18 protein-coding genes are annotated in these 16,138 nt (G+C 64.4%); 2 read left to right on the top strand and 16 right to left on the bottom strand.

The genetic code is table 11. From position 1 onward, the window contains the following. Positions 1–16 precede the first annotated feature (16 nt). Positions 17–1,252 (top strand): flagellar hook-associated protein FlgL, encoded by a 1,236-nt coding sequence (gene flgL, locus CDV44_RS23120; RefSeq protein WP_087690932.1) that lies wholly within the window; start codon positions 17–19, stop codon positions 1,250–1,252. A gap of 114 nt (positions 1,253–1,366) precedes the next feature. Here flgL and fliR read toward each other — a convergent pair whose 3' ends face one another. From fliR to fliF, 13 genes are all read right to left on the bottom strand, one after another. After that, entirely contained in the window at positions 1,367–2,158 is a 792-nt protein-coding gene (gene fliR, locus CDV44_RS23125; RefSeq protein ID WP_087690934.1) for a flagellar biosynthetic protein FliR, read from the bottom strand. A gap of 45 nt (positions 2,159–2,203) precedes the next feature. Then, on the bottom strand, positions 2,204–2,473 hold the full coding sequence (gene fliQ / locus CDV44_RS23130; protein WP_058376547.1) for a flagellar biosynthesis protein FliQ: 270 nt from the start codon (positions 2,471–2,473) through the stop codon (positions 2,204–2,206). A 16-nt stretch (positions 2,474–2,489) separates the two neighbouring features. Then, a complete protein-coding gene (fliP, locus tag CDV44_RS23135; protein WP_140413304.1) occupies positions 2,490–3,176 on the bottom strand; it encodes a flagellar type III secretion system pore protein FliP in 687 nt (228 codons plus the stop codon). 89 nt (positions 3,177–3,265) lie between these two features. After that, positions 3,266–3,847 (bottom strand): flagellar biosynthetic protein FliO, encoded by a 582-nt coding sequence (gene fliO, locus CDV44_RS23140; RefSeq protein WP_249277676.1) that lies wholly within the window; start codon positions 3,845–3,847, stop codon positions 3,266–3,268. Between the two features lie 38 nt (positions 3,848–3,885). Then, positions 3,886–4,323 carry a flagellar motor switch protein FliN gene (fliN, locus tag CDV44_RS23145; protein WP_058376545.1) on the bottom strand — a complete coding sequence of 146 codons (438 nt, stop codon included), beginning with the start codon at positions 4,321–4,323 and terminating at the stop codon, positions 3,886–3,888. Continuing rightward, positions 4,323–5,321 (bottom strand): flagellar motor switch protein FliM, encoded by a 999-nt coding sequence (fliM, locus tag CDV44_RS23150; protein ID WP_058376544.1) that lies wholly within the window; start codon positions 5,319–5,321, stop codon positions 4,323–4,325. The genes fliN and fliM overlap by 1 nt, the downstream gene beginning before the upstream one ends. 7 nt (positions 5,322–5,328) lie before the next feature. Further along, positions 5,329–5,811 carry a flagellar basal body-associated protein FliL gene (gene fliL, locus CDV44_RS23155; protein WP_058376543.1) on the bottom strand — a complete coding sequence of 161 codons (483 nt, stop codon included), beginning with the start codon at positions 5,809–5,811 and terminating at the stop codon, positions 5,329–5,331. Between the two features lie 502 nt (positions 5,812–6,313). After that, positions 6,314–7,759, bottom strand: coding sequence for a flagellar hook-length control protein FliK (locus CDV44_RS23160; protein WP_087690937.1), 1,446 nt, complete (start codon positions 7,757–7,759; stop codon positions 6,314–6,316). Positions 7,760–7,776: 17 nt separating this feature from the next. After that, positions 7,777–8,229 (bottom strand): flagellar export protein FliJ, encoded by a 453-nt coding sequence (fliJ, locus tag CDV44_RS23165; protein ID WP_058376541.1) that lies wholly within the window; start codon positions 8,227–8,229, stop codon positions 7,777–7,779. Positions 8,230–8,243: 14 nt separating this feature from the next. Continuing rightward, positions 8,244–9,818, bottom strand: a complete 1,575-nt coding sequence (fliI, locus tag CDV44_RS23170; protein WP_371328808.1) for a flagellar protein export ATPase FliI — start codon at positions 9,816–9,818, stop codon at positions 8,244–8,246. 152 nt (positions 9,819–9,970) lie between these two features. Beyond that, positions 9,971–10,630, bottom strand: a complete 660-nt coding sequence (gene fliH / locus CDV44_RS23175) for a flagellar assembly protein FliH (protein WP_087690939.1) — start codon at positions 10,628–10,630, stop codon at positions 9,971–9,973. Between the two features lie 19 nt (positions 10,631–10,649). Further along, positions 10,650–11,648 (bottom strand): flagellar motor switch protein FliG, encoded by a 999-nt coding sequence (gene fliG, locus CDV44_RS23180; protein WP_084656486.1) that lies wholly within the window; start codon positions 11,646–11,648, stop codon positions 10,650–10,652. Then, positions 11,635–13,332, bottom strand: coding sequence for a flagellar basal-body MS-ring/collar protein FliF (gene fliF, locus CDV44_RS23185; protein WP_087690941.1), 1,698 nt, complete (start codon positions 13,330–13,332; stop codon positions 11,635–11,637). The genes fliG and fliF overlap by 14 nt, the downstream gene beginning before the upstream one ends. Before the next feature lie 327 nt (positions 13,333–13,659). Here fliF and fliE point away from each other — a divergent pair, with 327 nt between their 5' ends. Next, positions 13,660–13,995: a flagellar hook-basal body complex protein FliE gene (gene fliE, locus CDV44_RS23190; protein WP_058376538.1), complete on the top strand. Its 336-nt coding sequence runs from the start codon at positions 13,660–13,662 to the stop codon at positions 13,993–13,995. A gap of 109 nt (positions 13,996–14,104) precedes the next feature. On the opposite strand, the gene CDV44_RS23195 is transcribed toward fliE, so the two are convergent. From CDV44_RS23195 to CDV44_RS23205, 3 genes are read right to left on the bottom strand one after another with little or no spacing between them, the layout of a single operon-like run. Then, positions 14,105–14,389: a type II toxin-antitoxin system RelE/ParE family toxin gene (locus CDV44_RS23195; RefSeq protein WP_087690943.1), complete on the bottom strand. Its 285-nt coding sequence runs from the start codon at positions 14,387–14,389 to the stop codon at positions 14,105–14,107. Then, on the bottom strand, positions 14,386–14,937 hold the full coding sequence (locus tag CDV44_RS23200) for a hypothetical protein (RefSeq protein ID WP_141118793.1): 552 nt from the start codon (positions 14,935–14,937) through the stop codon (positions 14,386–14,388). Before CDV44_RS23200 ends, CDV44_RS23195 begins: the two co-directional genes overlap by 4 nt. Then, positions 14,919–16,118, bottom strand: a complete 1,200-nt coding sequence (locus CDV44_RS23205) for an ATP-binding protein (RefSeq protein ID WP_087690954.1) — start codon at positions 16,116–16,118, stop codon at positions 14,919–14,921. Before CDV44_RS23205 ends, CDV44_RS23200 begins: the two co-directional genes overlap by 19 nt. Positions 16,119–16,138 lie beyond the last annotated feature (20 nt).

The following is a 16,138-nucleotide window of genomic DNA, read 5'->3' on the forward strand; positions in this document are numbered from 1 at the left end:
GGCAGGAGACAGCGCCATGCGAATCAGCACCAACATGATTTACGATCAGGGCCTGCGCGCAATGAGCCAGAACACCTCTGATCTGCTCAATACGCAACAGCAGCTCTCGTCGGGCCTGCGCGTGACCACGCCCAGCGATGACCCGGTGGCATCCGCTCAAGCCGTGGCCGTGTCGCAGAACAACGACATGAACTCGCAGTACTCGGCGAACCGCGCATCGGCGACGACGCAGTTGCAACTCGAAGACTCGACCTTCGGCAGCATCATCAACACGCTGCAACACGTGATGTCGCAAGTGGTGACGGCCGGTAACCCGTCGCTCAACGACAGCGACCGCAACACGATCGCCACCGACCTGCAATCGAGCTTCCAGCAATTGCTCTCGCTCGCGAACACGACCGATGCCAACGGTCAGTACCTGTTCTCGGGCTATCAGGGCAACTCGGCGGCGTATGTCACGTCGGCCACGGGAGCGTCGTACGCAGGTGACGCCGGTGTGCGCTACGTGCAGGTCAGCCCGAATCGTCAAATCGCGATCAACGACATCGGTTCGAGCATTTTCCAGAGCATCCAGCCGGGCACGGCGGGTGCGCTGATCACGGGCAACAGCAGCAATCAGGGCTCGGCCACGTACAAGCCGGTTTCGACGACCGACGTGACCAACCCGGGTGCGACCCACCAGTATCAGATCAGCTTCGCCGTCGACAGCACGACCACGCCGCCGACGACGACGTACACCGTCAAGGATCAGACCGACACGACGGTGCCTGACGTGACGGGGGCGTACACCGCCGGCCAGCCGATCACGTTCGGCGGCAAGTCGGTGACCTTCAACGGCGCACCCGCCAATGGCGACAACTATCAGGTGCAACCGGCGAACAAGGGCAGCACCAACGTGTTCGACAACCTGCAAGCGCTGATCAACACGCTCAAGACGCCGCTCAGCAGCGCGGGTCAGGCGGGGCAGTCGAACCTGTCGAACGCGCTGACCACGTTCAGCGAAATGTTCAGCAACACGTACGACAACGTCACGACGGTGCGCACGACGGTGGGCTCGCGCATGAACGAGCTGTCGTCGCTGAACAATATCGGCGACAGCAATTCGCTGAACTATCAGTCGCAACTGGCCGACCTGCTGCAAGTCGACTGGAATTCGTCGGCAACCAAGTTTGCGCAGTTGCAGGCCGCATTGCAGGCGTCGCAGCAAAGCTTCCTCCAGACGCAGAAGCTCTCGCTGTTCAGCTTGCTGTAAGCGACACACGCCGCGTGGACGGCGCCACTGCGCCACCACGCTGCGGCAGGACAACACGGGCCGCCGGCATTGCCGCGCGGCCCGTTTGCTTTTCAGGGGAAGGGGGCAGGCCGTTCAGGCCTTGGGGACGAACGCTGCGGTGGCGCGGATCATCATGTCCACGCCGATCGAGGTGAAGTGGTCCATCACCGGCGCGATGCGCGGCATCATCAGTTCGAGCACGAAGAGGCCAACGGCCAGCGTGAGCGGAAAACCCACGGCGAAGATGTTGAGCTGCGGCGCTGCGCGGTTAAGAATGCCGAGCGCCAGATTGCAGATCAGCAGGGCCGCCACCAGCGGCAATGAGAGCATCAGTGCCAGCGTAAAGAGCTGCCCGCCCAACGAGGCGAGATACTGCCAGCCGCCTGCCGAGATCGGTGTGCCCGAGATCGGCAATACCGCAAAGCTCTGGACGAGCGTGGCGTACATCACCAGATGACCGTTGGTGGCGAGAAACACCAGCATGGCCACCACGTTGAGGAACATGCCGAGCACGGCAGTGCTGCCGTCGCTGTTCGGGGTGAGCAGCGTGGCGAACGACAGACCCATCTGCAAGCCCACGAAGTCGCCCGCCATGCTGATCGCCGAGAACACGATCTGCATGCACCAGCCGAGCGCGGCGCCGATCATGAGCTGCTGCGTCAGAATCCATAGCCCTTCCCACGAGAACGGCGACACGGCCGGCATGGGGCCGAGCATCGGTGCCAGCGCGAGGGCGACGATGCCCGCGAGACCGATCTTGACCGTCGACGGCACCGCCGAGTCGCCGAAGAGCGGCGCGCTCATCGTGAGCGCCAGCAAGCGGACGAACGGAAACAAGAACGCCGCAATGACGCCCGAGAGCTGGTCGTAGGTGAAGCTGATCAAGGGACGAGGGAGAGGGCGGCGTGCCGTGGCATGACTCGGCCTGCCTTAGCTGACGAGGCCGGGAATGCCGGTGAGCAACTGCTTCATGTAGTCGACCATGAGGTTGAGCATCCACGGTCCGGCCACGACCAGCGTGATGAACACGGCCAGCAGCTTCGGAATGAACGACAGCGTCATTTCATTGATCTGCGTGGCGGCCTGAAACAAGCTCACGAGCAAACCCGAGACCAGCGCCACCAGCAGCAGCGGCCCGGCCAGCAGCAACGTGACCTGCATGGCCTGATGGGCCAGCGCCATAACGGTTTCCGGCGTCATTCGGCGTGCCTCCCCGCTACATGTTGAAGCTCTGGGCCAACGAGCCCAGCAGCAGTTGCCAGCCATCGACCACCACGAACAGCATCAGCTTGAACGGCAGCGACACGGTGGAGGGCGAGACCATCATCATCCCCATGGCCATCAGCACGCTCGCGACCACCAGATCGATGATCAGGAACGGGATGAAGATGGTGAAGCCGATCTGGAAGGCCGTTTTCAACTCGCTCGTAGCAAAGGCCGGCACGAGAATGCGCATCGGCACGTCTTCCGGGCCGTTCATCGGCGGGGTCTTGGCCAGCTTGGCGAAGAGCGCGAGATCGGCTTCGCGGGTCTGCTTGAGCATGAACGCGTGGAACGGCTTGGCACCGGTGTCGATGGCCTGCTCGAAGCTGATCTTGTTGGCCGCGAACGGCTGATAGGCGTCGGTGTACGCCTTGTCGAAGACCGGCGACATCACGAAGAAGGTCAGGAACAGCGCCAGTCCGATGAGAATCTGGTTCGGCGGCGAAGTGGTCACGCCGATGGCGTGACGCAGCAGCGAGAGCACGATGATGATGCGCGTGAAGGCGGTCATCATCAGCAACATCGCGGGCAGGAAGCCCAGCGACGTGAGCAGCAACATCGTCTGCACGGACAGCGAGTACGTCTGTCCGCCGCCCGGGGCGGGCGTGGTAGTGAGCGCCGGCAGGGTGGCCTGTGCCATGGCCGTGCCCGGCAGGGCGACGGCGCAGAGCAATGCCAGTCCGAGCGCCAAGCCCAGTTTCCACTCGGCGGGCAGCCAGGCACGAGACATCAGGAATCCTTTTTCATCGATTCGCGCAGCTTTTGCGCAAAGGCTTGCGCGGCGCGGTTGGCCTGCGCACCCGGATGCGGGCCGCTCGGCGTGGCAGGCAGATCGGCGACGCGCTGGGCGTCGATGGTGTGCAAGGCGCGGACTTGTCCCGGCGCAACGCCCAGGACGACCCAGTCACCGGCCACTTCCACCACGACCACGCGTTCGCGCTGACCCACGGCGGCGCTGCCGACAATGCGCACGTTACCGCCGCCCAAGGGGCGTTGCAGACCGAATCGCTTCGCGAGCCACGCCAGCCCGAAGAGCAGCGCGAGCACGAACACGAGGCCCAGCCCGGTCTGCACGATGCCGGCACCGCCCAGACTCGGCACGGCCGCCGCTTGCGAAGCGGTGCCTTGCGCGCGCGCGGCGTTCGCCATGAGCAGCGTCGAGGCAGTGAAGGCAGTGAAGAGACTGAATGGGATACGGAACAGACCGGCGAGACGTGCCGGGAGGGTGGCGGCAATATCGGCGGCGATGCCGGTAGGGCGTGCGCCCGGCAGCCACGCTCGCGGCTTCGCGAGCGCTGCTGCTTGTGCCATGGCGCGCCTCACGGGCAGGCCGTGGACTTTCGTTGCAATCATCGGTTGAGCTTACGGATGCGTTCGGATGGCGTGATGATATCAGTCAGGCGAATGCCGAACTTGTCGTTCACGACCACCACTTCGCCTTGTGCGATGAGGCAGCCGTTGACCAGCACATCCATCGGCTCACCGGCCATGCCGTCGAGTTCCACCACCGAGCCTTGTGCGAGTTGCAGCAAGTTCTTGATGGCGATCTTCGTGCGGCCCAGCTCCACGGTCATCTGCACCGGGATGTCGAGAATCAGATCGATGTCGTTATGCGTGGCGCCTGCCGGGTTGCCGGCGGTCGCAGCGAGCGGCTGGAACACGGGCGCGGCTGCCGGCGCTGCGGCGGCGGGTGCCGGCTCGGCCGCGGTCTGCTCCGCCATGGCACTGGCCCACTCGTCCGCCATGGCCTGGGCGTCGTCACCGGGCGTTTGAGGGGTATCGCTCATCACTCGTTGTCCTTCGTGTAATCGCTATGCGAATGGTTGATCATCTGGTTCACGCGCAAAGCGTATTGACCGTTGAAGACGCCGTAATTGCAATGCATGACCGGCACGCCGTCGACCTTGGCTTCGAGCAGCTCGGGCACGTCGAGCGGAATCACGTCGCCCACGCGCATGTTGAGCAACTGCGAGAGCGTCATGTCGATCTGCGAGAGGTTGGTCACGATTTCCACATCGGCGGCCTGCACCTGCTGCGAGAGCAGCCGCACCCAGCGCTTGTCGACTTCGAGCGTCTCGCCTTGCAGCGGGCTCGAGAGCTGGTCGCGCAGGGGCTCGATCATCGAGTAGGGCATGCAGATGTGGAATTCGCCGCCGACCGAGCCGAACTCGATGTCGAACGTGGTGGTGACCACCACTTCGTTGGGCGTGGCGACGTTGGCGAACTGCGTGTGCATTTCGGCGCGCACGTATTCGAATTCGACCGGATGCACCGGCTTCCACGACGCGCCGTAGTTCTCGAACACCAGATCGAGCAGGCGCGCGATGATGCGCTGTTCGGTCTGCGTGAAGTCACGCCCTTCGACGCGGGTATGGAACCGGCCGTCGCCGCCGAACAGGTTATCCACCACGAGGAACACGAGGTTCGGGTCGAACACGAACAGTGCCGTGCCGCGCAGCGGTTTGATGTGGACCAGATTCAGGTTGGTCGGGACGGGCAGGTTACGAATGAACTCGCTGTACTTCTGCACGCGCACCGGGCTGACCGAGATTTCGGCGCTGCGGCGCATGAAGTTGAACAGCGCGATGCGGAACAGGCGCGAGAAGCGGTCGTTGATGATCTCGAGCGTGGGCATGCGCCCGCGCACGATGCGCTCTTGCGTCGCGATGTTGTATGGGCGGATGCCGGAATGATCTTCCGACTCCGACCGGTCATCCTGTTCGCCGGTGACACCCTTCAGAAGGGCATCGACTTCTTCCTGCGACAGGAACTCCTCATGCGCCATGAATCACTCACTGAATTACAAACGCGGTGAACAGCACTTCGCCCACAGCCTGTTGTGGCATGTTGGCCGCAAACGGTTGCGCGACCAGCGTGCGGATTTCGCTCGCCAGACGGCGCTTGCCGTCGATCGTGGCCAGGTCCTGCGGCTGCTTGGACGACAGCAGCAACAACACGCGGCTACGCACTTCGGGCATGTGCTGCGTGATGCGGGCCTGCGTCTCGGCGTCTGCCACCTTGAGCGAGAGACCGATATGCAGGTAACGCTCGCCGTCCTCGCCCGACAGGTTCACCGTGAACGGGTCCATACCTACGAACACGGGCGGCGGGGGCGGCGGCGGCGCTTTGGCCGTCTCGTTGTGTCCGGTTAGCAGATACACCGCAGTCGCCGCGCCGGCGGCGGCCATCAATGCCACCGCGACGATCAACAGGATCCATTTGCGCATACCTCCCCCCGAGGGAGCGGCCGCTTGCGTGGGTGCGGGATTTGCCATGTATTCGCCTGCTATTGGGTAATGATTGTCGGCCAACCCGCCACCGGGTGATCGGCCGAAAAGAAGGGACAATCGCGTCTAACTCGCGTCTTTGTCTTAACGGCAGAAAAACCCGTGTGCTTTAGGGCCTGTTCCCTCTAATTCCAGGTTCGTGAACGTGTTCTACCGGCTGGCTGGCAAGGCGCCCGCAGCGCCGCTTGGCGATCCCAAGCAAGTTGCGGGCAACGCCGCCAGACGGCCGGTAGGGCACGTTCCCTCCGGGTTGCCCACCCAAAGGGGCGATCGCTACGTCATGATCCTCGCGAATATTCCCGATATTCGCTTCGGCTCATTTCTTGCGCTCGCCCCTTTGGCCGGGCAACACGAGCCTGGAATTAGAGGGAACAGGCCCTACGTCGATGCGGCGTCGCGTCGCGCAATGACTGCACTGCGAACACACCGCAAACCCTTATGCTGCGCGGGCCGAAGCCCGAATTGGGGGGCTCGGCTAATGCGGCGAATATCAGGCGAATGTATCTACCAAACCATTGGAGACGCGCACCGGCACGCTCACAGTCGTAGCGGCGAGCGAAGCGTCATCTCCCTGACCGAAGCCGGGCAGGCCTCGTCCATTCCCGTTCCCGCTGCCATTGCCGCCACCGTTGCCGTTGGCACCCTGTTGGGCAAAGGCTTGCTGCTGGGAGCTGTCGGCGCTCACGGAGGCATTCCCCAACGCGATGCCGTTGTTCGCGAGACTTTCGCGCAGTTGCGGCAGGGCGGCTTGCACCGCGTCGCGCACAGCGGCGTGTTGCGAGACGAACATGGCCTGCGCCGAGTCGTTGGCCACGTTCAGCACGACGTGCAGCGGGCCGAGATCGGGCGGGTTCAGGCTCAGTTGCGCCGTTTGGGCGTGTGCCGACGACAGCCACACGACTTGCTGCGAGAGCTGGTTGTTCCAGTCTTGCGTGCCCACGCGTGCGTTCAGCGCCAGCGTGGCCGGCAGACCGGCTTGTGCCTGCAACTGCGGCTGGGCATCGACGGCTGATGTCGTCGCCTGCGCGGCTTGCGCTGCGGCTTGGTTGGCGACCGTGGCTGCCTGTGCGGCAGCGTCGCGCCCGCCTTGCGAGGCGGCCATCGCATCCACCAGACGCTGCGTCTGCGCGTCAGCGCTGACGACCGGCGTCGCAGGGGCCTTGGCTTCGGTCGCGGCGGGTTGTGCGTTGGTCTGCGTGGCCGTGGCGTTCTTGGCGAGGGCGTCGAGCGACAGGCCGCCGGTCTTGGCGGGGGTCGCTGCGGTGCTGGCGGCAGTGGTCGTGCCTGCCGGGACAGCCGGCGCTTTCGTATCGGCCGTGGTGCTTGCCGTGTCTGCGGTACCGACCGGCGGCTGGCCAGTCAGTTGCGCAGCGCCGGTGGCTTGCAGCGCGCCGTTCACGGCGGCGGCAATAGCGGCGCCGGTGCCCGGCTTGCCGTCCGTCGCGCCATCCGTTGCCAACGCGGCAGCGGCCGCGGCGGGCGGCGGCGGGGTCAGCGGCGTACCGTTCATGGCGGCCAGTGCGACAGCCAGCGCGGCGGCAGCGGCCGGATCGACCGGCGCGGCGGTGCTGGCCTGCGCTTCGTCGTCGCCGTCTTTGTCGTCGTCTGCCGATTTGGACGGTTGTGCAGGTTTTTTCGTTGCCGCTGTTTGGCCGGTCTGCCCAGCCTGCGCCGTCGCGTTGTTCGAGTTGTCGCTCGACTTGGTCGAATTGTTCGACGACTGCGTCTGCTGCGTTTGTGACTGCGACTGCGACGCGTTGTTGGTGTTGTTGTTGCTCACCGGCGTCGGCACGGTCTGACGCGTTTGTTGCTGCGAGAGCACAGCCGAGAACGGCAGCACGCCGCTATCGGTGCTGGAACCGGTGCTGGATGCGCCAGCGCGGCTCGCGGCATTCGCGGCCTGCGAGGCATCGGGCAGGAAGCTCAGAATCGACATGGTGACTCCTATGTCCTTCAGATCGGTGATTCGGCACGGCGGCGCAGGCTGCGCGCGGCGTACTCGTCGTTTTCTTTCTGCTCGCGGCGTGCCACCCGCAAGGTCGTGCGGGCCTGTTCGCGCGAGGCGAGCGTGCCGAAGGAATTCAGGCGGCGCTGCTGGGCCTGCCATTCACGGCGGGCCGCTGCGAGACGCTCTTCGGCTTGTTCGAGCAGCATGGCTTGCTGGCCGATAGCCGTGTCGAGCGTATCGATGAATTGCTGGAAGTTGCGCCAGTCGCAACCGGCCATGCCCTGAATCGTGGCCGTCTGCATGCGCGTGCGGTACTCGTGGCGGTACTGACGCAAGGCTTCAAGCTGGCGTTCGACGTCTGCGCGCTGGGTCTGACGCTCGCCCAGCAGGCGTGCGGCTTCGTCGACGTCCTTCTGAGCCAGTTCGATCAGGAGTTTCAGGGGCAGGGTGGAGTTCATGGCCACACCTCCGATTAACGGAACAGGCCGTGCATCATCTGCACGGCATCCGGATAGCCGGCCCGCTCGCGCATTCCTTGTTGCAGGAAGCCTTCGAGACGGGGATATAGCTCGATCGCCTGATCGAGCATCGGGTCGCTACCCGGTGCGTACGCGCCCACATTGATCAGGTCGCGGTTGCGCTGGTAGCGAGACAGCATCTGCTTGAAGCGGCGCACGGTATCGAACTGCGCGTCGTCGATGAGCGACGCCATCGCGCGGCTGATGGACTGTTCGATATCGATGGCCGGGTAGTGCCCTGACTCTGCCAACTGACGCGAGAGCACGATGTGCCCGTCGAGAATGGCGCGAGCCGAGTCGGCAATCGGGTCCTGCTGGTCGTCGCCTTCGGTCAGCACGGTGTAGAACGCCGTGATCGAGCCGCCGCCGTCCGGGCCATTGCCTGCACGCTCGACGAGCGCCGGCAGCTTGGCAAACACCGAGGGCGGATAGCCCTTCGTGGCAGGCGGTTCACCGATGGCGAGTGCGATTTCGCGCTGGGCCATGGCGTAGCGGGTCAGCGAATCCATGATCAGCAGCACGTCTTTGCCCTGATCGCGGAAGTGTTCGGCCAGCGTGGTCGCGTACGCGGCGCCTTGCAGGCGCAGCAGCGGCGACACGTCGGCCGGCGCGGCCACCACGACCGAGCGGGCCAGACCGTCCGGGCCGAGAATGTTCTCGATGAAGTCTTTCACTTCGCGGCCACGCTCGCCGATCAGGCCCACGACGATGACTTCGGCCTGCGTGAAGCGCGCCATCATGCCGAGCAACACACTCTTGCCCACACCCGACCCGGCGAAGAGGCCCATGCGCTGACCGCGTCCGACGGTCAGCAGCGCGTTGATCGCGCGCACGCCGACGTCGAGCACCGATTCGATCGGGGCGCGCCCGAGCGGGTTGATCGGCACCGAGGCGAGCGAAGCACTGTCGGTCAGGCCGAGCGGGCCGATGTCGTCGAGCGGGCGGCCGGCGGCGTCGACCACGCGGCCGAGCAGGGCATCGCCCACCGGCAGGCGTTTGCCGTTGTGACGCTGGCTGGGCAACGGGCCGTCGGCGGCCGGTTCCATCGGGAACACGCGCGCGCCGGGCAGCAACCCGGTGACTTCGGTTTGCGGCATCAAAAACAGACGGTCGCCGCCAAAGCCGACGACTTCCGCTTCGGCGGTCGCCGGTTCGCGCGATGCATCGTGAACGGGCAACTCGATCAGGCAGCCGGCACCGACCGGCAGGCGCAGGCCGACAGCTTCGAGCACCAGACCGGCAGCGCGGGTCAAACGGCCGCAGCGGCGCGTCGGTTCGATGGCATGCACGTGCGCGATGCGCTCGCGCAGCGTGTTCTGCCAGCGGCGAAGATGGGCGTCGCGCGCAATTTCACGGGCACCGAGGGCGTGCGACGTGCTGGCACCGGCGGCCGGAGCGCCGTGGGTGTCTGCGTGCGCGTCGGCGTCATCCGAATCGCTCGAATCGTGCGAGTCGGTGGTGTGGAGCGTGTCCGGGGCTTCGTCGTGATCGTCGGGCTGCAACGCACCGGCTTGCACGTGCGTGTCGATCTCATCCCACAGCCGCACGCTGGGCGACGTGCCGTCGTTGGCCGGCGTGGTTGCCGGGCCAGCGGTGGCAGACGTGGCGGGCGCGTCGCCATGCGCGTTTTCGGTGCTGGGCAGCACCGGCGCATGGGCGGCGAGTGGGGTGAGTTCGGCGTTCACCATGGCAAATCCTTGCCCAGTGCAGCCATGACGCGCTCCCAGCGGGTAGCGACGGTGGCATCGACTTCGCCGCTCGCCGCTTCGGCCTTGCAGCCGCCACGCTCGATGGCCGGGTCGGCGCGCACGGTCCAGCCGGCCGCTTGCAACTCGGCGCCGACATGGGCTTCGACGAGTGCAACGTCTTCCGGATTGAGCAGCAGGCGCGGCGAGCCCGTCAGCGGATCGTTGGCGAGCAGGTCGCGCACGATCGGCAGCAGGGTCTCGGGGCGAATGGTGAGCGTCTGACGCAGTGCCTGACGTGCGATGTCGAGCGCGAGGCCGAGCAGCGGTTCGGCCAGTTCGCGGTCAATCGCATTCACGGCATCCCCCAGCGCGTGGGCAATATCGCCGAGTTGTGCGGCGCGGGCCTGCACTTCGGCCTGACCGGCGGCTTGTCCGGCGGCATAACCTTCGGCGTGTCCGGCGGCGTGACCTTGTGCGTGCCCTTCGGCGCGCGCTTCTTCACGCCACGCGGCGATTTGTTCGACCAGTGCGGGGTCGTCGAGCGGGCTCGGCGGCTTGGGTTGCGGCGGGGCCGGGGGCGGCGGCGGGTCGAACGACGCCATCTCCCAGCGTTGCCAGGCGGAGAGGCGTTCTTTCGGGATGATGGTCGACATGCGCGCGGGCCCCGTCCGGTTACACGTAAGCGTCGTCGCCGCGGCCGCCAATCATGATGGCGCCCTGATCGGCCAGGCGCCGCACCACTTGCAGCACCTTCTTTTGTTCGGATTCGACTTCCGAGACGCGGACCGGGCCACGCGACTCCAGGTCTTCGCGCAACAGTTCGGCCGCGCGGGCCGACATGTTCTTGAAGAACTTCTCGCGCAGCTCGACCGGCGCACCCTTGAGCGCGATGATGAGCGACTCCGACTCGATTTCCTTGAGCAACACCTGAATGCTGCGGTCTTCCACGTCGAGCAGGTTCTCGAACACGAACATCTCTTCGACGATCTTCGCCGCGAGGTCCGAGTCGTAGTTGCGCACGGCTTCGATGACCGACTCTTCGTGCACGCCGCCCAGATAGTTGAGAATTTCTGCGGCCGTGCGAATACCGCCCATCGGGCTGCGCTTGATGTTCTCGCTGCCCGAAAGCAATTTGGTGAGCACGTCGTTGAGTTCGCGCAGCGCCGCAGGCTGAATGCCGTCGAGCGTGGCAATACGCAGCACCACGTCGTTACGCAGGCGTTCGGTGAAGAGCGCGAGCACTTCCGAGGCCTGATCGCGGTCGAGGTGGACCAGAATCGTGGCGATGATCTGCGGGTGCTCGTGGCGGATCAGTTCGGCGACTGCCGTCGAGTCCATCCACTTCAGGCCTTCGATGCCGCTGGTGTCGCCACCTTGCAGAATGCGCTCGATCAGGCCGGCGGCCTTGTCGTTGCCGAGTGCCTTGTTGAGCACCGAGCGGATGTATTCGGACGAGTCGAGCGAGAGGGCCGAATGTTGTTCGGCTTCGAGCACGAAGTCTTGCAGCACGTCGGCGATCTGGTCGCGCGTGACTTGTCGCAGCGAGGCCATGGCCGCGCCGAGCTTCTGCACTTCCCGGGGCGCGAGGTACTTGAAAACCTCCGCGGCCTCGTCTTCACCCAGCGACATCAACAGGATGGCGCTGCGTTGGAGTCCCTCAGCTGCGCTCATCGCCGCCCACCCATGATTTCACTACCGTTGCCACGATCTTCGGATCCTGTCGCGCGACCTGACGCGCGTACTGCAAGTTGCGCTCGTAGGCGCTGAGTTCGCCCTTGGCGCCGGACGCACCGTCTTCGCCGTCTTCACCCGCGCCACCGCTGCCGCCACCGGCGGCGCCGCCAGCGACGCCTGCCATCGTCGGCTCGGCCGGCGGGGGCGGTGCCAGATGCTTGCGGATGGCCGGGCGCACCACACCAAACCACAAATACAGACCGACCAGCGTGATCAGTGCCCACTTGCCGGCTTGCTTGGCCAGTTCGATGTTCTGACGCTGACGCCACCACGGCAGGTTGGCTTCCGGATCTTCTTCCACCGTGAACGGGCTGTTGACGATGTTCAGCGTGTCGCCGCGCTGGCCCGAGAAGCCGATGGCTTCCTTCGACAGATTCTGAATCTGGTCGAGCTGGGCCTGCGTGAGCGCGACCATGGCCGGCTTGCCCTTGGCGTCTGCGCCCGGACGGTAATTCACGACGATGGCGGCCGACAGGCGCTTCAGGCTGCCCGTGGCTTGCTGGACGTGGCGAATCGTGCGGTCGATTTCGTAATTGACCGTGGCGTCCTTGCGGTCGCTGCGCGGGCCTTGCGGACCCTGCGCGCCGCTGGCGCCGCCCGGCGCGTTGGCACCTTGCTGCACGAACTGGTTCTGCTGCTGCGTGATCGGGGCAGTGGCCTGACCCGGCGGCTGGTTCGACAGGGCGCCCGGGACGCCGCCTGCCGGGTTGGCGCCGACCTGCGTGGCTTCGCTGCTTTGCTGGCTGCGCACGGCCTGTTCGCCCGAATTCGGCTTGTAGTTCTCGGAGGTTTGTTCGACCTGATTGAAGTCGATATCCGCCGTGACCTGCGCGTGCACGTTACCGGCACCGACGATCGGGTTCAGGATCGACTCGATGCGGCGGGCGTACGACTGTTCCAGTTCGCGCACGTACTTGAGCTGGCTCGCGTCCAGACCGAGGGCGTTGCCGCTCTGGGCCGACAGCAGGTTGCCGTTCTGGTCGAGGATGGTGACGTTCTTGACCGGTAGTTCCGGCACGCTGGAGGACACCATGTGGACGATGGCGCTGACCTGACCGTCGTCGAGCACGCGGCCCGGGTAGAGCGTGACGAGCACCGAGGCGCTCGGCTTTTGCTGTTCGCGCACGAACACCGAGGGCTTGGGAATGGCCAGATGCACGCGCGCGGCCTGCACGGCGGAGAGCGATTCGACCGAACGGGCGAGTTCGCCTTCGAGGGCGCGCTGGTAATTGACCTGTTCGGCGAACTGGCTGATACCGAACTTCTGGTTGTCCATCAGTTCAAAACCGACCAGACCGCCCTTGGGCAGGCCTTGCGAGGCGAGACGCAGGCGCACGTCATGTACCTGCTCGGACGGCACGAGAATGGCACCGCCGCCTTCGGCGAACTTGTACGGCACGTTCATCTGTTGCAGCGACGTGATGATGGCACCGCCATCGCGATCGCTCAGATTGCTGTAGAGGACCTTGTAGTCCGGCGCACGGCTCCACAGGAAGACGGCGATCAGCAGCGCGATGAGGGCAGCACCGCCGACGAGCAGCGGCAGGCGCTCGCGCGAGCGCAACTGCGTGAGCAGAGGCGGTTTGGCGGCGACGTCGGCCGTCTGGGTGGCGGCGTTCATGCGCGGCCCCACGCCAGTAGCGTCAACAATACGTTCATCGCGGTGGAAGTGCTCACTAACATGCGACAGAATTCTCCGGGTACGCGTGGCACCGTGAGTGCGATAAGGAATGGAAAGGTCCGCTTCCGAGTACGCACGACGCCGATGGTCCTGATTATTCGACGGCGAATATGGAATCGTTTTGAGGATTAGGCGGGTGTTTTGCCGCTAATTAGGGTATTGGGGGCTTGCCACAGGGTGGTAAGCTCCGACGTGACTGATAAAAGGCTGACCGGTGGGGACTGCGCGATGGCGCGGGCGGCTGGCGCCTGTTAAGGACAAAAAATCATGGCCATTCCGGGGATCGAATCGGTATTGCAGAAGCTGGGCAGCGTAGCGTCGCAAGCGGCGGGCTCGGTGCTGGGCACGTCCAATGCTGGCGCGGGTGCCGCGTCGGCGACGGGTGGTTTTGCCTCGGAGCTGGAAGCGTCGCTCAAGCGCGTGTCGGCATCGCAGACCGGCGCGGAGACGCAGGCCAAGGCATTTGAGATGGGCGAGCCGGGCGTGGGGCTGAACGACGTGATGGTCGACCTGCAAAAAGCCAACATCGGTTTCCAGATGAGCCTGCAAGTGCGCAACAAACTCGTTTCGGCCTACACAACCGTGATGAACATGCAGGTGTGAGGTAGCGTGCGTAAGTTTGCGTGCCGGGTGGTTATCCGGCCGGTCGCGCTAGCGCGGACCTTATGAAAAGCCCCGTCGATGACGGGGCTTTTTTGTTGGGCGACGAGGGTCAACGTCCGTGGCGGGCGTTGTGCAATAGGCGGGCGATCTCAACGCGCGGGAGGTCAGACCGATATTGATAGACGGTGTGAAACGGCGTACGGCGAATGACCAGCTCGCGTGTTCCCGGGGCTTCACCGGGGCGGCCGATGGCCGGAAATCGGTGAAGCACGGAAACCTGTTTGGAAATCTCCTTTGATTGACTCTGGGCCGCCCGGGCGTTGCGCAAAAGCAGATAGTGCAATGCGTCGAGCCTTTCTCTGATGGCGCGACGCGTCCAGAAGATGGGAATCATTGCTCGTCATCCCTCGCCGCTATTTTCGCCATCAGTTCCGAAATCAGACGATCAGCAGCATCGTTTGACGCTTCATGAGATACCCATGCCGTTGTCGGGTCGTTCGCTTCGCGTAGTGCCTGAATGGCTGCCGCGCGGAGCCAGTCCGCGTAGTCGTGCGGCTCGCGGGCGCCTTCGTCGATAACCACGGAATATTCGGCAACGCCAAGCGCCAGAAGGTGGTCGGCCGCATCGTTCAGACAGTTGAAGGTTGCCGCGAGACCGGTGTCCGGTCGCGCCAGCAATTTCAACGCCATCCCGTCGATCACTTCGATCCGCCAGACGTTGCCGTTCCATGCGGCAAAGATGCCGCCATCGGTTCGCGCGATGTGCTCGAGAAACGCAGCGTGTGAGATCGTCGTTATGGGCGCTGACGGCATGTGAGGTGGGCGTGCCCGCACGGCGGCACGGCAGATAAATGGTGAATGAGTCTGGAGCATCGGGTTCGGGGCGTTGATAAGTAACGAATCGGGGCAGGTATATGCCGTGGCTATTCGGCGGCTGCACATAGCCGCAAATCCGGCATGACCCGTTTCAGGAATTCATGGAAACGGGGCACCGTGAAGGCCGCGTCGCCTTGGGGGGCGCTGTAGAGCATGCCTTTGCTGATGAGATCGTTACGCACGGGTTCGAGGGTCTCGACAGGCTTGCCCATCTCGGCGGCGACCACGTCTGAATAGTGTGGGCCTGCGCCAAGCTCGGCCATCGCGCGCAGATAGCGCCTTTCCGGCAAGGTCAGACGGTCAAAGCGGAAAAGGAAGAAGTTGTTATCCAACGCGTCAATGGTGGCCGGCGCCGCATTGCGAACATCGTCCACCGTAATCGGACTTGCTGACGCAGCGCTCCAGGCATGCCTTCCCCACTGTTGCAGGAAATATGGATAAGCGCCGGCATGCTCGACAATGGCGTCGAGCGCATCGGGCGTGAGGGTGACACCCTCCTGCGCCGCCGGTGTGGTGATCGCTTTACGAGCATCCACGTCGGAGAGTGGTCCGATAGTCGTGCATTCGAACATGCGCTCTGCATAGGATTTGGCATCACCGATTTGCCTGCGCAATTGCGGCAAGCCTGCCCCAATCAAAATCACCGGCAATTGCAACTGCGCACATCGATGCAATGCGTAAAGCATCGCCGCCATTTCCCGCTTCGGCATGCATTGCAGTTCATCGATAAAGATGGCGAGCACCGTCTTCGCCGAACGGGCGGCGTGGCCTGCCTCGACAAGCAAAGCGCGTAAGTCCGTTTCCAGATCGCCGCTATCCGCCAAACCGGGTTCGGGGGAGTAGTCCAACCCCACTTCGATGTCGTGATAGATCAACTTGAGTCCGGAAACGAAACCGGCCAGCGCACGCAGCCCGCGAATCACGGCATCTTTTGCCGACTGGATACGGTTCATCCGCAACAACGCCAGTCGAAGGGCTTTCGCCAGCGATGCGGGCAGCGATCGGAATTCGGGGGCTTCAAGGTGCACCGTGATGGCGCCTTGTTGTTCGGCGTCATGCACCAGACGCTCAAGTAGCACGGTCTTGCCGACGCCGCGCAGGCCGATCAGCAACTGACCGTTGGCATGACGTCCCAGCAGCAGGCGTGCAATGCAGTTGTGCAGGTTTTCGCGTACGTCGTCGCGCCCGGAAAGCGTCGGCGGCGGGGTGCCTGCACCGGGATTGAAAGGGTTGTGTGTGATTTGCATGGGGCGTGCCTTGTCAGCGA

The sequence above is a fragment of the Pandoraea sp. PE-S2R-1 genome (genome assembly GCF_002179865.1).
Classification (GTDB): Bacteria; Pseudomonadota; Gammaproteobacteria; order Burkholderiales; family Burkholderiaceae; genus Pandoraea.